Here is a 22,362-nt window from a genome sequence, read left to right as displayed (position 1 = left end):
GATAGAAACAGAAGCCACTGGAGCACCTCAAAAACACCATCATACACTAAATCAGTAAGTTGGCAGCATCACCAAAGTTTCTTTAGGATTTGTCTCATCGTATGATTAATTACACCAATCGTTCAACGTCTTGCTGATAAGTGATGGCGATTATATGAGGTTAGCAATGCCTTCTGGAAATCAGGAACCCCGCCGCGATCCTGAATTAAAACGTAAAGCCTGGCTGGCGGTTTTTCTTGGTTCTGCACTTTTCTGGGTGGTTGTCGCACTGCTGATTTGGAAAGTGTGGGGATAACTATGGTCGGTCAGGAGCAACTGGAGTCGTCACCATTATGCCAGCATAGTGACAATGAAACAGAAACGAAACGGGAATGTTCCGTCGTTATTCCAGACGACTGGCAACTAACATCGCAGCAGCAAGCCTTTATAGAACTGTTTGCTGAAGATGATCAGCCGAAACAATAATTATCATCATTCTTATTACTCATTTTTAATGAATTAAAGGGCTTTTAATACACCGCAGCAATAACAGCTTGAGTTATCTCAACACAAAATAATAACCGTTAAGGGTGTAGCCTATGATCAACACAAATATGAAATATTGGTCCTGGATGGGCGCGTTTTCTCTGTCGATGCTCTTCTGGGCCGAACTCCTCTGGATCATTACTCACTGATCCTTGACCCCGCTGCGGCGGGGTTGTCATTTGCTTTGCCACAAGGTTTCTCCTCTTTTATCAATTTGGGTTGTTATCAAATCGTTACGCGATGTTTGTGTTATCTTTAATATTCACCCTGAAGAGAATCAGGGCTTCGCAACCCTGTCATTAAGGAGGAGCTATGTCGTCAACCCTACGAGAAGCCAGTAAGGACACGTTGCAGGCCAAAGATAAAACTTACCACTACTACAGCCTGCCGCTTGCTGCTAAATCACTGGGCGATATCACCCGTCTACCCAAGTCACTCAAAGTTTTGCTCGAAAACCTGCTGCGCTGGCAGGATGGTAACTCGGTTACCGAAGAGGATATCCACGCGCTGGCAGGATGGCTGAAAAATGCCCATGCTGACCGTGAAATTGCCTACCGCCCGGCAAGGGTGCTGATGCAGGACTTTACCGGCGTACCTGCCGTTGTTGATCTGGCGGCAATGCGCGAAGCGGTTAAACGCCTCGGCGGCGATACTGCAAAGGTTAACCCGCTCTCACCGGTCGACCTGGTCATTGACCACTCGGTGACCGTCGATCGTTTTGGTGATGATGAGGCATTTGAAGAAAACGTACGCCTGGAAATGGAGCGCAACCACGAACGTTATGTGTTCCTGAAATGGGGAAAGCAAGCGTTCAGTCGGTTTAGCGTCGTGCCGCCAGGCACAGGCATTTGCCATCAGGTTAACCTCGAATATCTCGGCAAAGCAGTGTGGAGTGAATTGCAGGACGGTGAATGGATTGCTTATCCGGATACACTCGTTGGTACTGACTCGCACACCACCATGATCAACGGCCTTGGCGTGCTGGGGTGGGGCGTTGGTGGGATCGAAGCAGAAGCCGCAATGTTAGGCCAGCCGGTTTCCATGCTTATCCCGGATGTAGTGGGCTTCAAACTTACCGGAAAATTACGTGAAGGTATTACCGCCACAGACCTGGTTCTCACTGTTACCCAAATGCTGCGCAAACATGGCGTGGTGGGGAAATTCGTCGAATTTTATGGTGATGGTCTGGATTCACTACCGTTGGCGGATCGCGCCACCATTGCCAATATGTCGCCAGAATATGGTGCCACCTGTGGCTTCTTCCCAATCGATGCTGTAACCCTCGATTACATGCGTTTAAGCGGGCGCAGCGAAGATCAGGTCGAGTTGGTCGAAAAATATGCCAAAGCGCAGGGCATGTGGCGTAACCCGGGCGATGAACCAATTTTTACCAGTACGTTAGAACTGGATATGAATGACGTTGAAGCGAGCCTGGCAGGGCCTAAACGCCCACAGGATCGCGTTGCACTGCCCGATGTACCAAAAGCATTTGCCGCCAGTAACGAACTGGAAGTGAATGCCACGCATAAAGATCGCCAGCCGGTCGATTATGTTATGAACGGACATCAGTATCAGTTACCTGATGGCGCTGTGGTCATTGCTGCGATAACCTCGTGCACCAACACCTCTAACCCAAGTGTGCTGATGGCCGCAGGCTTGCTGGCGAAAAAAGCCGTAACTCTGGGCCTCAAGCGGCAACCATGGGTCAAAGCGTCGCTGGCACCGGGTTCGAAAGTCGTTTCTGATTATCTGGCAAAAGCGAAACTGACACCGTATCTCGACGAACTTGGGTTTAACCTTGTGGGATACGGTTGTACCACCTGTATTGGTAACTCTGGGCCGCTGCCCGATCCTATCGAAACGGCAATCAAAAAAGGCGATTTAACCGTCGGTGCGGTGCTGTCCGGCAACCGTAACTTTGAAGGCCGTATCCATCCGCTGGTTAAAACTAACTGGCTGGCCTCGCCGCCGCTGGTGGTTGCCTATGCGCTGGCGGGAAATATGAATATCAACCTGGCTTCTGAGCCTATCGGCCATGATCGCAAAGGCGATCCGGTTTATCTGAAAGATATCTGGCCATCGGCACAAGAAATTGCCCGTGCGGTAGAACAAGTCTCCACAGAAATGTTCCGCAAAGAGTACGCAGAAGTTTTTGAAGGCACAGCAGAGTGGAAGGGAATTAACGTCACACGATCCGATACCTACGGTTGGCAGGAGGACTCAACCTATATTCGCTTATCGCCTTTCTTTGATGAAATGCAGGCAACACCAGCACCAGTGGAAGATATTCACGGTGCGCGGATCCTCGCAATGCTGGGGGATTCAGTCACCACTGACCATATCTCTCCGGCGGGCAGTATTAAGCCCGACAGCCCAGCGGGTCGATATCTACAAGGTCGGGGTGTTGAGCGAAAAGACTTTAACTCCTACGGTTCGCGGCGTGGTAACCATGAAGTGATGATGCGCGGCACCTTCGCCAATATTCGCATCCGTAATGAAATGGTGCCTGGCGTTGAAGGGGGGATGACGCGGCATTTACCTGACAGCGACGTAGTCTCTATTTATGATGCTGCGATGCGCTATAAGCAGGAGCAAACGCCGCTGGCGGTGATTGCCGGGAAAGAGTATGGATCAGGCTCCAGTCGTGACTGGGCGGCAAAAGGTCCGCGTCTGCTTGGTATTCGTGTGGTGATTGCCGAATCGTTTGAACGAATTCACCGTTCGAATTTAATTGGCATGGGCATCCTGCCGCTGGAATTTCCGCAAGGCGTAACGCGTAAAACGTTAGGGCTAACCGGGGAAGAGAAGATTGATATTGGCGATCTGCAAAACCTACAACCCGGCGCGACGGTTCCGGTGACGCTTACGCGCGCGGATGGTAGCCAGGAAGTCGTACCCTGCCGTTGTCGTATCGACACCGCGACGGAGTTGACCTACTACCAGAACGACGGCATTTTGCATTATGTCATTCGTAATATGTTGAAGTAACAACTATTTGCTTGCCGGTTATTTTGCTTCCGGCAAGCAAATGAATTACACAATGCAAGAGGGTTATTTGTTCAGCAAATGGCCCATTTTCTCGGCTTTGGTATCGAGATAATGTTCGTTATTGGGGTTACGACCTACAATCAATGGTACGCGTTCAACAATATTAATCCCTGCTTCGGTCAGAATTTCGACTTTTTTCGGGTTATTGGTTAACAAGCGGACTTCATTGACGCCAAGGAGTTTGAACATATCAGCGCAAAGAGTGAAGTCGCGCTCATCAGCGGCGAAGCCTAACTGGTGGTTAGCCTCTACGGTATCGTAACCTTGATCCTGCAGTGCGTAAGCGCGGATTTTATTCAGCAGACCAATGTTACGACCTTCCTGACGGTGATACAGCAAAATACCACGGCCTTCCTCGGCAATTTGCGTCAATGCCGCTTCGAGCTGGAAGCCACAATCGCAGCGCAAGCTGAACAGGGCGTCACCGGTCAGACATTCGGAATGGACGCGCGCAAGTACCGGGGTATGCCCGGAAATATCGCCATAGACTAGCGCGACATGATCGTGTCCGGTTGCCAGTTCTTCAAATCCCACCATCAGGAAATCGCCCCATGGGGTTGGCAGTTTGGCTTCTGCCACACGTTTAAGCTGCATGAAATTCTCCAGATAATGCTGGTTCTGTATTGGCTTATTTTGCCATAACGAGAAGGGGTTCACCTAATCACGACGCGTCGATCGTTCACGGAATGGCACAAATCTGTCAATTTTTCCTGGAACTGGCGTTTTCAGTTATGATTGTGGGACTTATCAAAAAGGAGAGGCCATGCGTTCGATTGCCAGACGTACCGCAGTGGGAGCTGCACTATTGCTTGTCATGCCAGTAGCCGTATGGATTTCTGGCTGGCGTTGGCAACCTGGAGAACAAAGTTGGCTACTAAAAGCGGCTTTTTGGGTTACTGAAACTGTCACCCAGCCCTGGGGCGTCATTACACATTTGATTTTATTCGGCTGGTTTCTCTGGTGTCTGCGTTTTCGCATTAAGGCTGCCTTTGTATTATTTGCCATTCTGGCGGCCGCAATCCTTGTGGGACAAGGCGTTAAATCCTGGATCAAAGACAAAGTCCAGGAACCACGACCTTTTGTTATCTGGCTGGAAAAAACACATCATATTCCGGTTGATGAGTTCTACACTTTAAAGCGAGCAGAACGCGGAAATCTAGTGAAAGAACAGTTGGCTGAAGAGAAAAATATCCCACAATATTTGCGTTCACACTGGCAGAAAGAGACGGGGTTTGCCTTTCCTTCCGGTCACACGATGTTTGCTGCCAGTTGGGCACTGCTGGCCGTTGGTTTGCTGTGGCCGCGTCGGCGAACGTTAACCATTGCTATCTTGCTGGTCTGGGCAACGGGAGTCATGGGAAGCCGCCTGCTGCTCGGGATGCATTGGCCACGCGATCTGGTAGTAGCTACGTTGATTTCGTGGGCGCTGGTGGCGGTGGCAACGTGGCTTGCGCAACGAATTTGTGGGCCATTAACACCACCTGCGGAAGAAAATCGCGAAATAGCGCAACGAGAACAAGAAAGTTAACGCTGGTTGATTTTCCGAATTTAGCCCTTAAATCATCAACAATGCGTGTGGATGCCATTTCGCAGACGGCGCGAAAATGGTACTTTAAAGGGCTATTGCGGTAAGTTGACCATAATTTATTCGCTCTAACCACATAACGGGAAGTAATGTGAAATATTTACTCATTTTCTTACTGGTGTTAGCGATCTTCGTGATTTCGGTCACGTTGGGTGCGCAGAACGATCAACAGGTGACGTTTAATTATCTGTTAGCGCAAGGGGAGTACCGTATTTCCACATTGCTGGCGGTATTGTTTGCTGCGGGGTTTGCTATCGGTTGGTTGATTTGTGGCCTGTTCTGGCTGCGAGTTCGTGTTTCCCTGGCGCGCGCTGAACGTAAAATAAAGCGACTGGAAAACCAGCTTTCACCCGCGACTGACGTGGCTGTAGTGCCGCACTCGTCAGCGGCGAAGGAATAACTTTCTATGCTGGAGTTGTTGTTTCTGCTTTTGCCTGTAGCCGCTGCCTATGGCTGGTATATGGGCCGCAGAAGTGCGCAACAAAACAAGCAAGATGAAGCCAACCGCTTGTCGCGTGATTACGTAGCGGGGGTTAACTTCCTGCTTAGTAATCAACAGGATAAAGCGGTAGACCTGTTTCTCGATATGCTTAAAGAGGATACAGGCACCGTTGAAGCCCACCTTACGCTCGGAAACCTGTTCCGTTCGCGTGGCGAAGTTGATCGCGCTATTCGCATCCATCAGACCCTAATGGAAAGCGCCTCGCTGACCTATGAACAGCGTCTGTTGGCGATTCAACAACTGGGGCGTGATTACATGGCCGCCGGGTTATATGACCGCGCGGAAGACATGTTCAATCAGCTGACCGATGAAACTGACTTCCGCATTGGCGCGCTGCAACAGTTGCTACAAATCTACCAGGCTACCAGTGAGTGGCAGAAAGCAATTGATGTTGCCGAACGCCTGGTGAAGCTGGGTAAAGATAAACAGCGCGTCGAAATTGCCCATTTCTACTGTGAGTTAGCCCTGCAGCATATGGCCAGCGACGATCTCGATCGTGCCATGACCTTGCTAAAAAAAGGGGCGGCGGCAGATAAAAACAGCGCCCGCGTATCCATAATGATGGGACGCGTGTTTATGGCGAAAGGAGAATACGCCAAAGCCGTCGAAAGTCTGCAACGCGTGATATCCCAGGACAGAGAACTGGTCAGCGAAACGCTGGAAATGTTGCAAACCTGCTATCAGCAGTTGGGTAAAACTGCCGAATGGGCAGAATTCCTGCAGCGTGCGGTGGAAGAGAACACCGGTGCCGATGCTGAATTGATGCTTGCTGATATCATCGAAGCGCGCGACGGTAGTGAGGCCGCACAGGTCTATATTACGCGCCAGCTTCAGCGTCATCCGACCATGCGTGTGTTCCATAAGTTAATGGATTACCACTTAAATGAAGCGGAAGAAGGGCGTGCCAAAGAGAGCCTGATGGTGCTGCGTGACATGGTTGGCGAAAAGGTACGTAGTAAGCCTCGTTATCGCTGCCAGAAATGTGGTTTTACCGCATACACCCTCTACTGGCATTGTCCGTCTTGTCGGGCCTGGTCAACCATTAAACCGATTCGCGGTCTTGATGGCCTGTAATTTTTAAAAAAATCCTACTTTAGTTACAACATACTAGTTATTGATGTTCCATTGTGCTCCGGCAACGACGGCGCAGAAAAAGCCTGCCAGGGGAAAAATCGCAACTGTTAATTTTTTATTTCCACGGGTAGAATGCTCGCCGTTTACCTGTTTCGCGCCACTTCCGGTGCCCATCATCAAGAAGGTCTGGTCATGACGTTAACTGCTTCATCTTCTTCCCGCGCTGTTACGAATTCTCCTGTGGTTGTTGCCCTTGATTATCATAATCGTGATGACGCGCTGTCCTTTGTCGACAAGATCGACCCACGCGATTGTCGTCTGAAGGTCGGCAAAGAGATGTTTACATTGTTTGGGCCACAGTTTGTGCGCGAACTTCAACAGCGTGGTTTTGATATCTTTCTTGACCTGAAATTCCACGATATTCCTAACACTGCAGCGCACGCTGTCGCTGCTGCAGCTGACTTAGGCGTGTGGATGGTGAATGTTCATGCCTCTGGTGGGGCGCGTATGATGACCGCAGCGCGTGAGGCACTGGTTCCGTTTGGCAAAGATGCACCGCTTTTGATTGCTGTGACAGTGTTGACCAGCATGGAAGCCAGCGACCTGGTCGATCTTGGCATGACACTGTCACCTGCAGATTATGCAGAACGTCTGGCGGCACTGACGCAAAAATGTGGCCTTGATGGTGTGGTGTGTTCTGCTCAGGAAGCTGTGCGCTTTAAACAGGTATTCGGTCAGGAGTTCAAACTGGTTACGCCGGGCATTCGTCCGCAGGGGAGTGAAGCTGGTGACCAGCGCCGCATTATGACGCCAGAACAGGCGTTGTCGGCTGGTGTTGATTATATGGTGATTGGTCGCCCGGTAACGCAATCGGTAGATCCAGCGCAGACGCTGAAAGCGATCAACGCCTCTTTACAGCGGAGTGCATGATGAGTGATTCCAACAGCCGTCTGGTCTACTCAACGGAAACCGGACGTATTGATGAGCCCAAAGCGGCCCCTGTACGCCCTAAAGGCGACGGTGTGGTGCGTATTCAGCGTCAGACCAGTGGACGTAAAGGTAAGGGCGTTTGCCTGATTACCGGTGTCGATCTCGATGATGCCGAACTGACAAAACTTGCAGCGGAACTGAAGAAAAAATGCGGCTGCGGCGGAGCAGTTAAAGATGGAGTTATTGAAATCCAGGGCGATAAGCGTGATTTATTAAAATCACTACTTGAAGCGAAAGGGATGAAGGTAAAACTCGCAGGCGGTTAACATAAAAAGCCACGGATATATCCGTGGCTTTCGAATATTTTACTGTGTGTATTATTCAGTTATTTCGTACTGAACAGAATCAAGCGTATTATAATTGCGAGTCGATAATCGACATTTATTTACGATTATTTACCGACCTGGTGACCAATAACACCACCGACAGCTGCACCACCTAATGTACCCAACGTACTGCCATCGGTCAGTACTGCACCGCCTAATGCCCCTGCACCCGCGCCGATTGCGGTGTTGCGGTCCCGTTTAGACCAGTTAGAACAGGCACTCAGAGACATTGCCAAAGTAATTGCCAGAACAGCCGCGGTCATTTTTTTGCTCGTTACAAACATAATACTCTCTCCTGAATTTATGATTCACGGAAGTAAGCTCTCTATAACTATAATAGCTAAGAATAAGCCTGGTGAAATTATTCCGTGAAATCTGCTCGCGCGCAGGGTTATATCACGCAGGTGATAATGACTTCCTGTTATATCGCTGATAATAATTTTATATCTTGAGAGTGTTAATAACAGGTAAATAGTCTTAATTATCAACCAGGAATCATCTTAGAGCGGATGATTTGCCAAACTGCAAATCATCCGTAGAGAAGGGAAATGGTTAAATGTCAACGACGTGAACGGTGAGTTTACTGTGCTCAAGATGCATCAGATCGCTGGCGCGTATTTTCGAATCGGTAATCACGCGATTGAATCGCTCAACGGGACCGATGGAGTATGAATGTACAGCACCAAATTTCGAGCTGTCAGTCAGGACTATCGCTTCGCACTCTTTTTCCAGCACGGCATTGACCACATCGGTACGCATCATATCGCGACCGGTAAATCCAGTTTCAGGTTGCCAGCCATCAATACCAATAAATGCTTTGCTGAAATGCACCTGTTGGATGCACTGGCGTGTCAAAGGGCCAACCATACTTTCGCTTTTTTTCTGATACACGCCACCGAGCAAAATAACTTCACAAGGCGCGTCTTTCAGCAAATGCGCGATGTAGCTGCTGACCGTGATGATAGTGACATTTTTCTTCTGCTCGCCCAGAGTCCGGGCGAGTAGGGCATTGCTGCTGCCATTTTCGATAAAGATGGTTTCGCCCGGTTGAACCAGCGACGCGGCAAACTCGGCGAGTTCACGCTTCAGCGTATAGTTGCTCATCATACGGGTTTCGACGTCATCACTATCAAGCGAAACAGCAAAGCCATGTGCACGGCGGAGGTAACTCAGTTTTTCGAGTGTGTTGAGATCCTGGCGAATGGTAACTTCAGAAACTCCAGTGGCTTTTGCCAGATCGGTTACGCTAACCTGACCCTGGTCAATGACCATCTGTAGAATAGTTTGTTGTCGGGAATTCATCGCTGTAATTCTTATAACGTTATAATACTTAATAAAAAAATACTGACGCGCCGGGCATCCTCAAATAGGAAAACCTGAAGGCACGATTGTTAAATCTCCCACGGTGCCTTCGGGATGTCTGGCGTAGATTCAGCAACCTGGCGCAAGAGTTCTGCTTTAAGTATCTCGAGATTATGGATCGCAGAGTGGTAATCGCCTGCCACAAGGATATCTAACACAATATCAATACGTTCGGCAACGCGCTGGGCATCAAATTCAGACATCAAGGACATCCTTATAGCAAAAGTGGAAAATGAATAATGCAAAAATTGCCGCTAAAAGAGAAGTGTTTAACAGCAACGGCTAATTATCATCCAGGAATACGATATATAATGACGGGATATAGCGCTAAGTATATATATTCATCTACTTATGCGCGCTTCAGATAGCGTTTATACCAGCGTTCGAAGGCGACGGCGGGCATCGGTTTGGCAAACAAAAATCCTTGCCGCTCATTGATCCCGTTCTTGGTTAAAAAAGCATCTTCCTTTGCACTCTCTACACCTTCGGCGATCACCTGAAGATTCAATGCCTGGGCCACAGCGACGATCGCCCGGACCAGTGACTGCGAGACAGGTTGTTTGTGAATATCTCGAACAAAAACCTGGTCAAGTTTGATGGCATCGATCGGAAAGCGCGCCAGTTGCGAAAGTGAAGAGTAGCCGGTACCAAAATCATCCAGATGTACTTGCGCACCTAGTTGGCTAAATTGTTGAATAACAGACAGTGCCAGTTCATCATTCTCAATCAGACAACTCTCTGTCAGTTCAACATCTATAGGGCAGTATTCAAAATTGAGTTCCTGGAGAACCTGTTTCAGGGCGGTGAAAATGGTTTGATCGGCGAGCTGACGTGCAGAAATATTTACCGCCACTCGCAGGTTTATGCCTTTATCCCGCCACTTTGCCACCTGGCGTACGACATCGAGAATCACCCAACGGCCTAAAGGCACAATTAGCCCTGACTCTTCGGCGTAGGAAATGAAGTCCAACGGTGGAATCAACCCACGTTCAGGTGACTGCCAACGTACTAGTGCTTCCAGACTGCGCACTTCGCCACGCCAGGTGATTTTCGGTTGATAGTGAATAACCAACTGATCGTTTTCTAGTGCTTTACGCAAGTTGGTATCCAGCCAGAGATATTCAAATACCCGTTGATTCATTTCTGGGGTAAAAACGCAAAATTGTCCTCGTCCGCCTTCCTTCGCTGTGTACATTGCTGTGTCGGCGTGACGAATAATAGCCGCGCTGTCCGAACCATGTTCGGGAGAGAGTGCAATACCTACTGAACAGCTGGTATAAACTTCAATTAAACCAATACGAAAGGGGAGGCGTAAGCGGGTCAAAATTCGTGATGCCATTGCTTCCAGCGCGCTTTGTGAGGTATTGGATGCCAGTACCAGAAACTCATCGCCACCTGGACGCGCCAACACCTGGTCATGTTCGAGACAGCTTAAAATAGCCAATGACACGTCGCGTAATAACTGGTCACCAAACAAATGCCCATAGGCGTCGTTGACCTTTTTAAAATTATCCAAATCAAGATACACAACCCCAACTTTATTGTTATCTGCATGATTAATAGCGTGATCGATTAACTCCTGCATTGCGTTACGATTCGGCAGTCCGGTGATACTGTCGGTATTTGCCAGAATACGCAGTCGCTCCTGAGCGCGGCGCTCTTCGGTAATGTCGGTATCGGAACAGATTAAAAAAATCTCGTTTTTGCCACTGCCGCTGTGGACAAATTTATTGCGAAACAGAAACAGCCGCTGGCCTTTACGTGTTGGTATCCACAGTTCGACTTCATATGCATTGCCGCTTCGAAAAAATACACGGTTATTGCGCCTGGATGCCGCAGCTTCACGACGGCTCATAAACAGTTTAAACACGCTTTGCCCAATGACGTCGTGTTCTTTCAACCCTGTGTAATCTTCACATAAGCGATTGAAGCGTTGAATATTCCCCCGGCTGTCGAGAATGACTATTGCGGAATGTGCTTCAGAAACTACCTGCTCAGCAAAGGAAAGCCCGTGTGATAAATCACGAGCAACCGCCGGTGTGTCATGCCATGCAGACGCGTTGCCAGCCCATTCCCGTTTATTGATTTTTCGTCCTACCAGATGCACAGAAAGATCGCTTTCATCGACGGTCAGACTCATCATCAGGCTGGAGGTGATGACCGTCATTTCCCTGATTCGAGCAGCCTGTTCGGCAGATAACTGCAACATACGTTCAGGTTCTGTGGTTTCGGTGGTAGAAAAGCGCAAAACATCGCTGCTTTCCGTCAACCGCCAGTATGAATTGTGCGATCCGAGAAAGTTGTACAACGTTGTGGACTCCCTAACGGTTTTCATGATGCATATCCTCCGGTTAACAGCGGAGTCCGCGGTTAAATAAAAGGAACAACATGACTTACATGAAATTAACGGCGGCTAAACGCATTGTTTTTTTTATATATTTATTTGTAATCCAGTTTTGGAAAAACGCCAGTTTTCAAACGAAAGTCAGTTAAAAAACTGCCGGGATATGATGAAGGTAGAGCGGGGAAATAAACGGCCCATTCATAAGGAATGGGCCGTGAAAGGAGATTACGCGACCGGGCGCGCAATAATGCTGCGGGTTTCCATGCGGACTTCGGCAATGGTGACGTCAATAACGTCAGTTACTTTATAAACCGTTTCACCTTTAATTTGTACGGTGCCGTTTTCCTGGCTGCAAACCATTTCATCGCGCACAGCGTGTAAGAAAGGTGCAGGAATAAAGGCGATAGCGCCGTTATCAACCAAACGAACACGCATGCCGCCACGGCTGATATCGACAATTTCCGCCGCGAAACGGGTGTCGGTCCCGGCTTTGTCTTTCAGGAAGCGTGCGTATAACCAGTCACCAACATCACGTTCTGCCATCCGATTGAGACGGCGACGCTCGGCCATTTGGACAGTGATCTCATCCTGTGGACGCGTCGCAGTTTCGCCTTTGATAACCGCTTTCAGCAGACGGTGGTTGATCATGTCGCCATATTTACGGATCGGCGATGTCCAGGTGGCGTATGCTTCCAGACCGAGGCCAAAGTGAGGACCGGGTTCAGTGCTAATTTCAGCAAATGACTGGAAGCGACGAATGCGGCTGTCGAGGAAACCAGTTGGTTGCGCATCCAGTTCACGACGCAGTTTGCAGAAACCGTCCAGCGTGAGCACTTCTTCGGCATCGACATGCAGACCGTGCGTTTTCAGCAACGCTGCCAGCGCGTCGGCATTCGCCGGATCAAAGCCCATATGCACGTTATAGATGCCAAAACCGAGCTTATCGCGCAGTACGCGGGCCGCACAAATGTTAGCGGCAATCATCGCTTCTTCGACGATACGGTTGGCAATGCGACGAGGCTCGGCGACGATATCCAGCACTTCACCTTTTTCACCGAGAATAAAGCGGTAATCCGGGCGATCTTTAAACACCAGTGCGTGGTTATGACGCCACTCGCCGCGGCGTTGGCAAATTTGCGCTAACAAACGGACTTGTTCGGCAATTGCTTCACTTTCAGGCTTCCAGTCACCGGTATTTTCCAGCCAGTCAGAAACCTGGTCATACACCAGCTTCGCTTTGGATTCGATGGTGGCGGCAAAGAATTCGATATTATCTTCAATGGTGCCATCAGCGGAGAGCGTCATGCGGCATGCCAGTACCGGGCGGACTTCATTGGCGCGCAGTGAGCAGAGATCGTCAGAAAGCTCGCGAGGCAGCATAGGGATGTTGAAGCCAGGCAGATAGTTGGTGAATGCGCGAATTTTCGCGGCTTTGTCCAGCTTACTGCCTTCAGCAATCCACGCGGTTGGATCGGCAATCGCCACAATCAGCTGAAGTTTGTCATCCGGCAACGCCTTAGCGAAAAGGGCGTCATCCATATCTTCTGTGCTGGCACTGTCGATGGTGACAAAATCCAGCGCGGTCAGATCTTCACGAACCAGACCTTCATCGAGCATTTCGGTAGCGACGCCGTCTGGTGCTTCTTTTTCCAGATTATGGCGTGCAAGGGTAACCCACCACGGTACAAAGTGATCGTCACCAAAAGTGATGTATTGTGTCAGTTCTGCATAGAAAGAACGATCGCCTTTCAGCGGATGACGGCGCATTTCGGCAACCGCCCAGTCGCCTTCTTTAAACTCGTGGTTCAGGCCACGGGCTGCGCGGCAAGGAATGGCGTCTTTTAAGAGTGGATGATCAGGAACGATGGCCAGACGGTCATTTTTGCCCTGAACCTTACCCACGAAACGAGTCAGGAACGGTTCAACCAGTTCTTCTGGCTCTGCGGATTCACGTTCTTTTTCACTGTGGATCACCGCGATAATTCGGTCGCCATGCATGACTTTTTTCATCTGCGGCGGCGGAATGAAATAACTTTTTTGCGCGTCGACTTCCAGGAAGCCAAAGCCTTTTTCTGTGGCTTTTACCACCCCTTCAGCGCGTGGCGTCTGGGAATGCAGTTGCTGTTTAAGCTGCGCTAGCAGCGGGTTGTCCTGAAACATAATTGTCTATTTTGGTGGCCATTAGAGCGGCTGACAGTTTTACGCGAATCTGTCTGACGCGGCAAGGTTAATATGTCTCACCCAACGCGATTTTTAAGCGATTTATCCAGCCACACAGCCCGCTCCATACCAGCAGATTAATAATCTGCGTTGATGATTTTTCGTGTTCGAGTAAAGGGCTGAACTGGGCGGCGCTAAAGCGATCGGGTGCTCGGGTCAGCCATTGTATCGCCTGAACGGTAGCGTGCTCAACAGAATGACGGTCAGCCCATTGGTTAATTTCATTTTCGCCCTTGCGCAGAAGGGTGTTGATTTTTTTATATTCATTTAATGAATCCATACAGGCGGCAAAACAAGCAGGGCTGCCATTTATCCGTGCGCATAACAACGCCGCAAGCTGATTATCCGGCTGTGTATTAACCCGTGTGCTGTTTAACAACTTTTCAAGAAGGGAAAGTGAAATAGGGTGGAGAGAGAGTGTTTCAGCCAGTTGGCAAAGTTCTGCAGTTGAACTTTTTGTGTAATCTTCAGGTAGTTTTTCCACCTCATAGCTGCTTCGCCAGCGTATTGATTCATCAGTAAACAGTGACGCGTCGGCATAGTTTTGTATCTCCAGACCGGGTAACCAGCGTACCGGATGTCCAAGATAAGCCTGAAATGTCGCAATGGTCCGCGCCTGAAAGCCAATAAATCCAATGATTTGGTTAATGATTACACAGTCCCAGGCAGTAAGACCGACGTCATTCAGATGCTGGCGCGATCGGTTGTCGATAATAGAAGGCGAGCTAGCCAGTTGGCGGGCATATTGCGTGATTTGTGCCAACCGATGATTACTTTCCCTGGAGGAATCAGGCCCGGGGAGCGGCGTAAGTCGCGCCGAATAGTAGTTACATAACCGCTGGACGCCGCAAACCTGAGCAACCGTCAGGGCCGTAGACAAGCGTTCATAAGCGGTGAAAGTCTGTGAACGGGTCACGGTAAGCTGGTCAGGGAACAATTCCACTGCAAGAACGCGCGCAGGGACCAGCCATGAAAGGAAGGGGGCCAGCGTTTCTTCATCAAGGATCACGTCGAGCAGAAAGGGATCGCTGACCTTTGCGGCTTCCGGGACCAGAGGCAGAACGTCATACTCCGCAGTACTGGATTGCGTTTCATGATACCAGTGGCTTTTGCCGGTGATGTGGCGTTGTTCCATGGGCGCTCCTTGGTCGTAAGGGAAATCGTTATCCTGACGCAAGGCGGGAAGGGGAGAAAGACGGATCGGCGATAACAAATATCAGAAAGGTATAACAGAGATAACGGGCGGCAGAACGCCGCCCATCTTTACCAACAGAACGATTATTTCAGTTCGAGTTCGTTCATTGCAGCGATGCTGAAACCGCCGTCAACGTGGACTACTTCACCGGAGATACCGGCAGAGAGATCGGAGCACAGGAATGCCGCAGAGTTACCCACATCTTCAATAGTAACGGTACGGCGAATCGGGGTAACGGCTTCGCAATGAGCCAGCATTTTGCGGAAGTCTTTGATACCGGAAGCCGCCAGAGTACGGATCGGACCAGCAGAGATGGCGTTAACACGCACACCTTCCGGACCCATCGCGTTCGCCATATAGCGCACGTTCGCTTCCAGAGACGCTTTTGCCAGACCCATAACGTTGTAGTTCGGGATAGCGCGCTCAGCGCCAAGGTAGGAAAGGGTCAGCAGGGCAGAACCCGGATTCAGCATGGAGCGGCAAGCTTTTGCCATTGCAACGAAGCTGTAGGAGCTGATGTCGTGGGCAATTTTGAAGCCTTCACGGGTAACGGCGTTAACATAGTCACCATCCAGCTGATCGCCAGGTGCAAAACCAATAGAGTGTACGAAACCGTCAAATTTCGGCCAAACTTTCCCCAGTTCAGCGAACATGGTGTCGATGCTGGCATCTTCTGCAACATCGCACTGCAGAACGATGTCAGAACCCAATTGAGCGGCAAATTCTTCTACGCGGCCTTTCAGTTTGTCGTTCTGGTAGGTGAATGCCAGTTCAGCTCCTTCGCGGTGCATCGCCTGAGCGATACCGTAGGCGATGGATAGTTTGCTGGCAACACCGGTTACCAGAATGCGCTTACCGGAAAGAAAACCCATAGCTTTAATCCTTATTGTTGATGCTTGTTGTGCCTGAAAATCAGGCGATTCGTCGTTTTAGTAAACAGTACGAACAGATAAACGGTTATTATAATCAACCTGGCTGTGAGTAGCTATAGTTGCCAGGTCCGACCGGAGCAGGCTGCGGCAGGGGGGGCGCTTTTCCCCTCACCCTAACCCTCTCCCCAGAGGGGCGAGGGGACCGTATTGTGCAAATATTGTTACCCCAGCAACAAACAGGCTCATACAGCCCCTAACCCTTTCATGGCGATGGCTGGGACGGTTCAGACCTTGCCGAATATTCTCCAGCACCGTCTCCATGTTTTCACCACAACAGCTATTCGGCTCGGTCTGCCCCCTCGCTCTTTCAGGGAGAGGGTGACCGGCGGTTCAGTTCCTGCAGAATATTCTCCAGCACCGTCTCCTCATTACAATCAATCTCGTTATTCCAGAAACGCAGCACGGTCCAGCCCTGCGACTCAAGCCAGCTAGTGCGCCTGGAATCATAGGCAACTGCTAAATCATGCTGCCCACCATCCAGCTCAACGACTACACGCGCCGAGCAGCAAGCAAAATCGAGAATGTAGCTCCCCACTGGATGTTGACGGCGAAATTTGAAATCACTAAAACGTCGGCTGCGAAGATATCGCCAGAGCTTTCGTTCCTGCAAAGTAAGATTGCGTCTTAAATCACGCGCATTTGATTTAATTTTATCTATCACCTCATTCTGACAAGATTTAATCTTTTGTCAGAATGAGGTGAATAATCTGGAAGGAGGATTCAGAAAATTAGCGATCTTTACGCCACGCATCCGCCGTCAATGCCTCGCCAAAATGACCGGCAATCAGCCGTTTGGTGAGTTCATGCAGCGGCGATGCCAGCACATCCGCGGTGCTGCCTCGCTCGACAACCTCGCCCTGATGCATCACCAGCACCTGGTCGCTAATGTGCTTCATCATTCCGATATGCTGGGTAACATAAATATACGAAATGCCCTGTTTTTCCTGTAATTCCAGCATCAGATTAATCAACTGCGAACGCATCGACATATCCAGTGAAGCGAGGGCTTCATCGGCAATAATGACTTTTGGGCGCAATATCAGCGCGCGCGCCAGACCCAGACGCTGTTTTTGCCCGGGTGCCAACATATGCGGATAGTAACTGACGTGATCCGGTAGCAGCCCAACCATACGCATCGTTTCAATAATCTGTTTGCGACGCTGTTCCGGTTCCAGGTCGGTGTTCAGACGCAATGGAAAATCCAGAATTTGCGAGATACGTTGACGGGGATTCAACGAGGTCGAAGGATCCTGAAAAATCATGCGAATACGCTGACTGCGGAAGGAATAATCGCCAAAATGCAGCGGATGATCGTCAATCAATAACTCGCCGCTGGTAGGCTCTATCATTCCCGCCAGCATTTTTGCCAGCGTGGATTTACCCGAACCATTCTCGCCAATAATCGCCAGTGTCTGGCCTTCACGTAGCGTAAAGCTCAAGGGTTTTACCGCTTCTACGGTCTGACGACGAAACCAGCCGGTCCGGTAGCGGAACGTTTTACTTAAATTACGCACTTCAAGCAGCGTTTCGATCATCTCACTCTTTCTCCATGTTCAGCGGGAAATGACAGGCATAGAGATGATTTTTCGCCCCCGTCAAACGTGGCGTCACAATGCATTCTCGTTGTGCATACGGGCAACGTGGCCCCAGACGACAACCAATCGGTAACTGTTCCAGCAGTGGGATAGCGCCGGGTAGCGTATTGAGGCGACTTTTATGCGGCATCGCGCTGCCGAAGTCTGGTATCGCGCGGATCAGCGCCTGGGTATAAGGATGATGTGGCATCGTCACCAACTCCTTACTCGGCGCGGTTTCCACTGTTTGACCGCAGTAAAGCACGTTAATTTTATCCGCCCATTGGCTAAGCATTTGTAAGTCATGGCTGATAAGCAAAATAGTGGTATTGCTGTTTTGGTTGAGACGCGTCAGCAGGCGAAAGATTTGCGCCTGGGTTGTTGGCTCCATTGAGTTGGTCGGTTCGTCAGCAATCAGCAGACGCGGTTGATTCGCCAGTGCAATGGCTATCATCACTTTCTGACATTCACCTTCGGTCAACTCATAGGGAAAACTGCGCATCGCATCTTTGTGATCTTTAATCCCCACGCGGTGCAGCAGTTCAATGGCACGGCGTTTGCGCCAGCCAAAACGCTGCCACCAACGGCCTTTATAGGTCCAGGCTGGGATGTTTTGCATCAACTGGCGACCCACACGTTCTGAAGGGTCAAGACACGACTGCGGTTCCTGGAAAATCATCGACACGTTATGGCCAACCAGTTTGCGCCGTTCGCGTGCGGAGAGACGCAGCAAATCGATATCATCAAAACGCATACGGTCAGCAGTAACACGCCAGTTATCTTTATTCACCCCACAAATCGCTTTCGCAATCAAACTCTTGCCGGAACCGGATTCACCAACAAGACCGCGGATTTCACCTTCGGTTAAGGTCATACTTACCCGGTCGACGGCTTTAACCCACTCATCACCGGTTTTAAATTCAATGGTCAGGTTACGAATATCGAGTAATGGCATTATTCCACCCCCGCAATAATCGCACGACGAACGCCATCGCCAAGGAGGTTAACCAACAACACGCTAATCATAATTGCCGCACCTGGCAGCATGACAGTCCACGGGGCGACATAAATCAGTTCCAGCGCATCACCGAGCATCGCTCCCCATTCAGGCGAGGGGAGTTGTGCGCCGAGATCGAGAAAGCCCAGCGCGGCGATATCGAGAATTGCCATCGACAGTGCGCGGGTGATCTCGGTGACCAGCCCGGCGGTGATGTTTGGCATCACAGCAAACCAGAGAATATTCAGCGTTGATGCGCCATCCAGACGGGCGGCGATAACGTACTCTTTTTCCAGTTCGTCATGCACCATGCTGTAAATCGAACGTACCATACGCGGCAGCAATGCCAGCCAGACAGCAAACATAGCGTGGGACAAACTCGGTCCGGCAAACGCTACAACGATAATTGCCAACAGCAGCGAAGGGATCGCCAGTAAGGTATCCAGAATATGGTTAAGCACCGCTGAGCGGAGGCCGTGTGTCGCCCCGGCGAAGGTGCCCAGTACCAGGCCACAGATCGTCGCGGCAAGCGTCACCACAAATGCGCCACCCACGGTTGGCGCAGCTCCGCTCAGTAAACGGCTTAAAACATCGCGTCCGAGGTCGTCAGTCCCCAGGAAGAAAGAAACTTCGCCATAGCGCGACCATGACGGCGGCAATAATTGATAACCGAGAAATTGCTGGTCGATGCCGTAAGGCGCAAACCAGCCGCCAAAAATACACAGTACAGCCAGCCCCGCGCAGCCGTACAGGCCGACCATCGCAGAGGCGTCACTATAAAATTTGCGCCAGGCGGTACGCAGCGTGCCCGGCGGGCGCTTTTCGCTGTATACGCTATCGTAAGGCATACCATTCCTTATGTTTCAGAGGGTTAGCCATGGCACCCAAAATATCAGAAATCACGTTAACAATAATGACCAGTGAGCCACACACCATCACTCCGGCGGAAATGGCTGCGTAATCCTGCTGGCGGATGGCGTTAATTAACCAGCGCCCTAAACCCGGCCAGCTAAAAACCATTTCGGTGATCATCGCCAGCGTCAGCATGGTGGAAAACTGTAAGCCCAGGCGAGGAATAACCGGCGGTAACGCGTTATGCAGAACGTGGCGACGCAAAATAGTAAAGCGCGACAAACCGCGGGTCGCCGCCGCTTTTACATAGTTCTGGTCATACACTTCGATAGTGCTGATACGCATCAGGCGGATCACTTCAGTTGTTGGCGCAACCGACAGGGTGATCACGGGCAATATCATATGGCGGATTGCGCTCATGATCATTTCATCCCGCCATGGTGAGTCCGAAAGCCAGGCATCAATCAACGCAAAACCGGTAATCGGTTTCACTTCGTAGAGCAGATCGAAACGCCCTGAAACGGGCAACCAACCTAGCGTGAGTGAACAAAACAGCGTCAACAGAAGCGCCAGCCAGAACACCGGGATTGAAAAGCCCAGTAAGGCGATGGCGTTGATCAAGTTATCCTGCCACTTATGGCGCGTAATCCCGGCAATCATCCCCACGGGGATGCCAACAATCAGCGCAAAACCGAAGGCGAGGATGCACAGTTCCATCGTCGCCGGGAAGACCTCTTTTAACTGTTCGGCAATCGGTTGACCGTTAATGCTGGAAACACCAAAATCCCAGTGGATCAGGCCGTTAAACCAGAACACCCAGGCATTCCACAGTGACGCGCCTTGTAACGGCGCATGAGGGGTGAAATAGCTCAAGCTGAAGCCAACGAAGGTCAGCAGGAACAAGGTGACAATCAATAACAAAATGCGGCGTAAGGTGAAGATAATCATGGTTTTTTCACCTCATCCTGTTTCTCGCGATACACCCCAGCAAAGGAGGCGTTACCAAACGGGCTAAGTACCAGACCTTTGATATCGTACCGATAGGCCTGCAAACGCAATGACGACGCCAGCGGCAAAATGGGCAATTCCTGCGCCAGAATACTCTGCGCTTCGTCATAGGCTTCAATACGCGCCGCCAGCTGCTGCGAGGAGAGCGCCTTACGCAACACGCTGTCGAATTTCGGATCGCACCAGTGGGCGAGGTTGGTCTGTGAATGAATTGCCGCGCAGCTCAGTAAAGGACGGAAGAAACTGTCCGGGTCGTTACTGTCCGTCGCCCAACCGGATAACGTCAGATCATGGCTCATATCCATCAACCGCGCCTCCTGAAAGCGACCTTCTACCGGCACAATCACCACTTTTACGCCAACCTGCGCCATATCCGCCTGAATCAGTTCGGCAGTTTTCAGTGGACTGGGGTTCCACGCCTGCGAACGTGTGGGCACCCACAGTTTCAGCGTTAAATTTTCCAGCCCCAACGACTTCAACTGTTCGCGCGATTTCGCCGGATTGTATTCAGTAATTTTAGCCTCGTTGTCATAGGCCCACGAGGCGCGCGGTAAAATAGAGGCCGCCGTTTCAGCCGTACCATAATAGATGGATTGCATCAGGCGCTGGTTATTAATCGCCAGTGCCAGCGCATGGCGGACAGCGGGATTATTTAGCGGCGGTTTGGCGGTGTTAAATGCCAGATAGGCGACGTTCATCCCAGGACGCAGCGTTAAACGCAAGCGCGGGTCGTCACGCAAAATAGATAGCTGGCTGGCAGCAGGCCAGGCCAGAACGTCGCATTCCCCGGTCAGGAGTTTCGACAGACGTCCGGTGCCGCCGGAGCCTAAATCCACCACTACCTGCGGCATTAACGGTTTACCGCGCCAGAAGTCATCATGACGTTGTAGGCGAATAAATTGCCCGGCGCGGTATTCCGACAACTGATACGGACCGGTGCCGACCGGTTGACGGTCGAGTTGCTCCTGGCGATCTTCTTTCTCTAACTTCCGGGCATATTCTGCCGACATGACCGAAGCATAATGGGTTGCGAGGTGCCACAAAAAAGAAGCATCCGGCTGGGCGAGTCGGAACTCAACGGTATGATTATCCAGTTTGCGGACGCTTTTCACGTTATCGGCAAATTGCAGGCTGTCGAAGTAGGGGAAGTTGCTGCCGTTGACGTTATGCCACGGGTTGTTGCGGTCAAAAATTCGCTGGAAGGTAAACACCACATCGTCGGCATTCATTTTACGAGTGGGAGTAAACCAGTCGGTTTTTTGAAACGGAACATCGCGACGCAGGTGGAAGCGATAGGTCGCGCCGTTGTCGAGTACTTCCCAGCTTTCGGCAAGTTCCGGCATCAGGCGATAGGTATAGGGATCGACATCCAGCAGTCGATCATAAAACTGGGCGGCAAGGGTATCGACAATTAACCCACTGCTCGCTTTGGATGGGTTAAAGGTGTTGACTTGCCCGCTGACGCAATAGACAAAACCGCTGTCGCGGATATCAGCATGCGGGGGAGATTCAGGCGCGGCGATTGCCTGACCACTCACAAGTCCAGCAATCACCAAAAGAGACGATAATACCTGGCGCATAATATTAAGGGATTTTATGTAAAGAGGCTATCTTACTAATATTTAATGACATTTGCCATTACCGTTTGTGTTCAGGGGTCGTAATGAGGGCCGTGTGGTTGGTCGTTGAACAGATGGCGTCGCCATCTGTTCAACATTCGTACCCGTGATTTCTCTATAACTATAACTCACAGAACAACTTAGCGAGGAGCAGAGCGGTACGATCGTGAGAAACCCATTAAAGCACGCTGCAATGCGTGTCATTTTAA

The 22,362-nt window shown here is 50.5% G+C and carries 25 protein-coding genes; 11 read left to right on the top strand and 14 right to left on the bottom strand.

All coding sequences use genetic code 11. The features are described from left to right. The first annotated feature begins 154 nt into the window (after nucleotides 1–154). The 4 genes from RTW80_RS16095 to acnA all read left to right on the top strand — a co-directional run bounded on the left by RTW80_RS16095 (nucleotide 155) and on the right by acnA (nucleotide 3,513). The gene (locus RTW80_RS16095) at nucleotides 155–295 is read left to right on the top strand and encodes a YmiA family putative membrane protein (protein WP_001300896.1); all 141 of its coding nucleotides are present in this window, start codon (nucleotides 155–157) and stop codon (nucleotides 293–295) included. 2 nt (nucleotides 296–297) lie between these two features. Then, entirely contained in the window at nucleotides 298–465 is a 168-nt protein-coding gene (gene yciX, locus RTW80_RS16090; RefSeq protein ID WP_001297116.1) for a protein YciX, read from the top strand. Nucleotides 466–578: 113 nt separating this feature from the next. Then, nucleotides 579–674, top strand: coding sequence for a small membrane protein YmiC (gene ymiC, locus RTW80_RS16085; RefSeq protein WP_001310756.1), 96 nt, complete (start codon nucleotides 579–581; stop codon nucleotides 672–674). A gap of 163 nt (nucleotides 675–837) precedes the next feature. Beyond that, on the top strand, nucleotides 838–3,513 hold the full coding sequence (acnA, locus tag RTW80_RS16080) for an aconitate hydratase AcnA (RefSeq protein WP_000099534.1): 2,676 nt from the start codon (nucleotides 838–840) through the stop codon (nucleotides 3,511–3,513). 63 nt (nucleotides 3,514–3,576) lie between these two features. Here acnA and ribA read toward each other — a convergent pair whose 3' ends face one another. Further along, the gene (ribA, locus tag RTW80_RS16075) at nucleotides 3,577–4,167 is read right to left on the bottom strand and encodes a GTP cyclohydrolase II (RefSeq protein WP_001176295.1); all 591 of its coding nucleotides are present in this window, start codon (nucleotides 4,165–4,167) and stop codon (nucleotides 3,577–3,579) included. A 169-nt stretch (nucleotides 4,168–4,336) separates the two neighbouring features. Between ribA and pgpB the strand changes: the two genes are divergently transcribed. The 5 genes from pgpB (at nucleotide 4,337) to yciH (ending at nucleotide 7,990) form a co-directional block, all read left to right on the top strand. Continuing rightward, nucleotides 4,337–5,101, top strand: coding sequence for a phosphatidylglycerophosphatase B (pgpB, locus tag RTW80_RS16070; RefSeq protein WP_001256538.1), 765 nt, complete (start codon nucleotides 4,337–4,339; stop codon nucleotides 5,099–5,101). Nucleotides 5,102–5,249: 148 nt separating this feature from the next. Then, nucleotides 5,250–5,558, top strand: a complete 309-nt coding sequence (lapA, locus tag RTW80_RS16065) for a lipopolysaccharide assembly protein LapA (RefSeq protein WP_000876286.1) — start codon at nucleotides 5,250–5,252, stop codon at nucleotides 5,556–5,558. Between the two features lie 6 nt (nucleotides 5,559–5,564). Continuing rightward, on the top strand, nucleotides 5,565–6,734 hold the full coding sequence (gene lapB / locus RTW80_RS16060) for a lipopolysaccharide assembly protein LapB (RefSeq protein ID WP_000891353.1): 1,170 nt from the start codon (nucleotides 5,565–5,567) through the stop codon (nucleotides 6,732–6,734). Between the two features lie 192 nt (nucleotides 6,735–6,926). Beyond that, on the top strand, nucleotides 6,927–7,664 hold the full coding sequence (gene pyrF / locus RTW80_RS16055) for an orotidine-5'-phosphate decarboxylase (RefSeq protein ID WP_000176278.1): 738 nt from the start codon (nucleotides 6,927–6,929) through the stop codon (nucleotides 7,662–7,664). Beyond that, on the top strand, nucleotides 7,664–7,990 hold the full coding sequence (gene yciH / locus RTW80_RS16050; protein WP_001295580.1) for a stress response translation initiation inhibitor YciH: 327 nt from the start codon (nucleotides 7,664–7,666) through the stop codon (nucleotides 7,988–7,990). Before pyrF ends, yciH begins: the two co-directional genes overlap by 1 nt. A gap of 125 nt (nucleotides 7,991–8,115) precedes the next feature. Here yciH and osmB read toward each other — a convergent pair whose 3' ends face one another. The 3 genes from osmB to yciZ all read right to left on the bottom strand — a co-directional run bounded on the left by osmB (nucleotide 8,116) and on the right by yciZ (nucleotide 9,615). Continuing rightward, the gene (osmB, locus tag RTW80_RS16045) at nucleotides 8,116–8,334 is read right to left on the bottom strand and encodes an osmotically-inducible lipoprotein OsmB (protein ID WP_000498253.1); all 219 of its coding nucleotides are present in this window, start codon (nucleotides 8,332–8,334) and stop codon (nucleotides 8,116–8,118) included. A 268-nt stretch (nucleotides 8,335–8,602) separates the two neighbouring features. Then, complete coding sequence (locus RTW80_RS16040) at nucleotides 8,603–9,352, bottom strand: DNA-binding transcriptional regulator YciT (RefSeq protein ID WP_001088621.1); 750 nt, start codon at nucleotides 9,350–9,352, stop codon at nucleotides 8,603–8,605. A gap of 89 nt (nucleotides 9,353–9,441) precedes the next feature. Continuing rightward, a complete protein-coding gene (gene yciZ / locus RTW80_RS16035) occupies nucleotides 9,442–9,615 on the bottom strand; it encodes a protein YciZ (protein ID WP_001288368.1) in 174 nt (57 codons plus the stop codon). 36 nt (nucleotides 9,616–9,651) lie between these two features. Here yciZ and ymiD point away from each other — a divergent pair, with 36 nt between their 5' ends. Then, entirely contained in the window at nucleotides 9,652–9,780 is a 129-nt protein-coding gene (gene ymiD / locus RTW80_RS16030) for a protein YmiD (protein WP_211180493.1), read from the top strand. Here the strand turns inward: ymiD and pdeR are convergent. Further along, nucleotides 9,762–11,747 (bottom strand): cyclic di-GMP phosphodiesterase, encoded by a 1,986-nt coding sequence (gene pdeR / locus RTW80_RS16025; RefSeq protein WP_033548700.1) that lies wholly within the window; start codon nucleotides 11,745–11,747, stop codon nucleotides 9,762–9,764. The genes ymiD and pdeR overlap by 19 nt on opposite strands. Nucleotides 11,748–11,800: 53 nt before the next feature. Here pdeR and RTW80_RS16020 point away from each other — a divergent pair, with 53 nt between their 5' ends. Next, a complete protein-coding gene (locus RTW80_RS16020) occupies nucleotides 11,801–11,905 on the top strand; it encodes a hypothetical protein (protein WP_000221855.1) in 105 nt (34 codons plus the stop codon). 76 nt (nucleotides 11,906–11,981) lie between these two features. On the opposite strand, the gene rnb is transcribed toward RTW80_RS16020, so the two are convergent. The 9 genes from rnb to sapA all read right to left on the bottom strand — a co-directional run bounded on the left by rnb (nucleotide 11,982) and on the right by sapA (nucleotide 22,114). Beyond that, on the bottom strand, nucleotides 11,982–13,916 hold the full coding sequence (rnb, locus tag RTW80_RS16015) for an exoribonuclease II (RefSeq protein ID WP_000484979.1): 1,935 nt from the start codon (nucleotides 13,914–13,916) through the stop codon (nucleotides 11,982–11,984). A gap of 67 nt (nucleotides 13,917–13,983) precedes the next feature. After that, nucleotides 13,984–15,111, bottom strand: a complete 1,128-nt coding sequence (locus RTW80_RS16010) for a carboxymuconolactone decarboxylase family protein (RefSeq protein ID WP_001301103.1) — start codon at nucleotides 15,109–15,111, stop codon at nucleotides 13,984–13,986. A gap of 143 nt (nucleotides 15,112–15,254) precedes the next feature. Further along, nucleotides 15,255–16,043 (bottom strand): enoyl-ACP reductase FabI, encoded by a 789-nt coding sequence (gene fabI / locus RTW80_RS16005; protein WP_000506490.1) that lies wholly within the window; start codon nucleotides 16,041–16,043, stop codon nucleotides 15,255–15,257. A 367-nt stretch (nucleotides 16,044–16,410) separates the two neighbouring features. Beyond that, the gene (locus tag RTW80_RS16000) at nucleotides 16,411–16,764 is read right to left on the bottom strand and encodes a DUF559 domain-containing protein (protein ID WP_000565727.1); all 354 of its coding nucleotides are present in this window, start codon (nucleotides 16,762–16,764) and stop codon (nucleotides 16,411–16,413) included. 67 nt (nucleotides 16,765–16,831) lie between these two features. Next, a complete protein-coding gene (gene sapF / locus RTW80_RS15995) occupies nucleotides 16,832–17,638 on the bottom strand; it encodes a peptide ABC transporter ATP-binding protein SapF (protein WP_000573407.1) in 807 nt (268 codons plus the stop codon). A 1-nt stretch (nucleotide 17,639) separates the two neighbouring features. Then, on the bottom strand, nucleotides 17,640–18,632 hold the full coding sequence (gene sapD, locus RTW80_RS15990) for a peptide ABC transporter ATP-binding protein SapD (protein WP_001128858.1): 993 nt from the start codon (nucleotides 18,630–18,632) through the stop codon (nucleotides 17,640–17,642). Continuing rightward, the gene (gene sapC, locus RTW80_RS15985; RefSeq protein WP_001146163.1) at nucleotides 18,632–19,522 is read right to left on the bottom strand and encodes a peptide ABC transporter permease SapC; all 891 of its coding nucleotides are present in this window, start codon (nucleotides 19,520–19,522) and stop codon (nucleotides 18,632–18,634) included. Before sapC ends, sapD begins: the two co-directional genes overlap by 1 nt. After that, nucleotides 19,509–20,474: a putrescine export ABC transporter permease SapB gene (gene sapB / locus RTW80_RS15980; RefSeq protein ID WP_000583277.1), complete on the bottom strand. Its 966-nt coding sequence runs from the start codon at nucleotides 20,472–20,474 to the stop codon at nucleotides 19,509–19,511. Before sapB ends, sapC begins: the two co-directional genes overlap by 14 nt. After that, nucleotides 20,471–22,114 carry an ABC transporter substrate-binding protein SapA gene (sapA, locus tag RTW80_RS15975; RefSeq protein WP_001250216.1) on the bottom strand — a complete coding sequence of 548 codons (1,644 nt, stop codon included), beginning with the start codon at nucleotides 22,112–22,114 and terminating at the stop codon, nucleotides 20,471–20,473. Before sapA ends, sapB begins: the two co-directional genes overlap by 4 nt. Nucleotides 22,115–22,362 lie beyond the last annotated feature (248 nt).

The organism is Escherichia sp. AM3 (genome assembly GCF_032029835.1).
Classification (GTDB): Bacteria; Pseudomonadota; Gammaproteobacteria; order Enterobacterales; family Enterobacteriaceae; genus Escherichia; species Escherichia coli.
Note: the sequence above shows the minus strand (reverse complement) of the source record. Positions and strands in the feature narration are given on the sequence as shown.

What these genes read in the sequence shown, in the direction of transcription:
- lapB (WP_000891353.1), top strand. Translation starts at nt 5,565, where the DNA reads ATGCTGGAGTTGTTGTTTCTGCTTTTGCCTGTAGCCGCTGCCTATGGC.
- pyrF (WP_000176278.1), top strand. Translation starts at nt 6,927, where the DNA reads ATGACGTTAACTGCTTCATCTTCTTCCCGCGCTGTTACGAATTCTCCT.
- sapF (WP_000573407.1), bottom strand. Translation starts at nt 17,638, where the DNA reads ATGATCGAAACGCTGCTTGAAGTGCGTAATTTAAGTAAAACGTTCCGC.
- sapD (WP_001128858.1), bottom strand. Translation starts at nt 18,632, where the DNA reads ATGCCATTACTCGATATTCGTAACCTGACCATTGAATTTAAAACCGGT.
- yciX (WP_001297116.1), top strand. Translation starts at nt 298, where the DNA reads ATGGTCGGTCAGGAGCAACTGGAGTCGTCACCATTATGCCAGCATAGT.
- yciH (WP_001295580.1), top strand. Translation starts at nt 7,664, where the DNA reads ATGAGTGATTCCAACAGCCGTCTGGTCTACTCAACGGAAACCGGACGT.
- RTW80_RS16095 (WP_001300896.1), top strand. Translation starts at nt 155, where the DNA reads ATGAGGTTAGCAATGCCTTCTGGAAATCAGGAACCCCGCCGCGATCCT.
- sapC (WP_001146163.1), bottom strand. Translation starts at nt 19,522, where the DNA reads ATGCCTTACGATAGCGTATACAGCGAAAAGCGCCCGCCGGGCACGCTG.
- RTW80_RS16020 (WP_000221855.1), top strand. Translation starts at nt 11,801, where the DNA reads ATGACTTACATGAAATTAACGGCGGCTAAACGCATTGTTTTTTTTATA.
- ribA (WP_001176295.1), bottom strand. Translation starts at nt 4,167, where the DNA reads ATGCAGCTTAAACGTGTGGCAGAAGCCAAACTGCCAACCCCATGGGGC.
- rnb (WP_000484979.1), bottom strand. Translation starts at nt 13,916, where the DNA reads ATGTTTCAGGACAACCCGCTGCTAGCGCAGCTTAAACAGCAACTGCAT.
- pdeR (WP_033548700.1), bottom strand. Translation starts at nt 11,747, where the DNA reads ATGAAAACCGTTAGGGAGTCCACAACGTTGTACAACTTTCTCGGATCG.
- ymiD (WP_211180493.1), top strand. Translation starts at nt 9,652, where the DNA reads ATGCAAAAATTGCCGCTAAAAGAGAAGTGTTTAACAGCAACGGCTAAT.
- yciZ (WP_001288368.1), bottom strand. Translation starts at nt 9,615, where the DNA reads ATGTCTGAATTTGATGCCCAGCGCGTTGCCGAACGTATTGATATTGTG.
- pgpB (WP_001256538.1), top strand. Translation starts at nt 4,337, where the DNA reads ATGCGTTCGATTGCCAGACGTACCGCAGTGGGAGCTGCACTATTGCTT.
- fabI (WP_000506490.1), bottom strand. Translation starts at nt 16,043, where the DNA reads ATGGGTTTTCTTTCCGGTAAGCGCATTCTGGTAACCGGTGTTGCCAGC.
- sapA (WP_001250216.1), bottom strand. Translation starts at nt 22,114, where the DNA reads ATGCGCCAGGTATTATCGTCTCTTTTGGTGATTGCTGGACTTGTGAGT.
- osmB (WP_000498253.1), bottom strand. Translation starts at nt 8,334, where the DNA reads ATGTTTGTAACGAGCAAAAAAATGACCGCGGCTGTTCTGGCAATTACT.
- acnA (WP_000099534.1), top strand. Translation starts at nt 838, where the DNA reads ATGTCGTCAACCCTACGAGAAGCCAGTAAGGACACGTTGCAGGCCAAA.
- sapB (WP_000583277.1), bottom strand. Translation starts at nt 20,474, where the DNA reads ATGATTATCTTCACCTTACGCCGCATTTTGTTATTGATTGTCACCTTG.
- RTW80_RS16040 (WP_001088621.1), bottom strand. Translation starts at nt 9,352, where the DNA reads ATGAATTCCCGACAACAAACTATTCTACAGATGGTCATTGACCAGGGT.
- RTW80_RS16010 (WP_001301103.1), bottom strand. Translation starts at nt 15,111, where the DNA reads ATGGAACAACGCCACATCACCGGCAAAAGCCACTGGTATCATGAAACG.
- ymiC (WP_001310756.1), top strand. Translation starts at nt 579, where the DNA reads ATGATCAACACAAATATGAAATATTGGTCCTGGATGGGCGCGTTTTCT.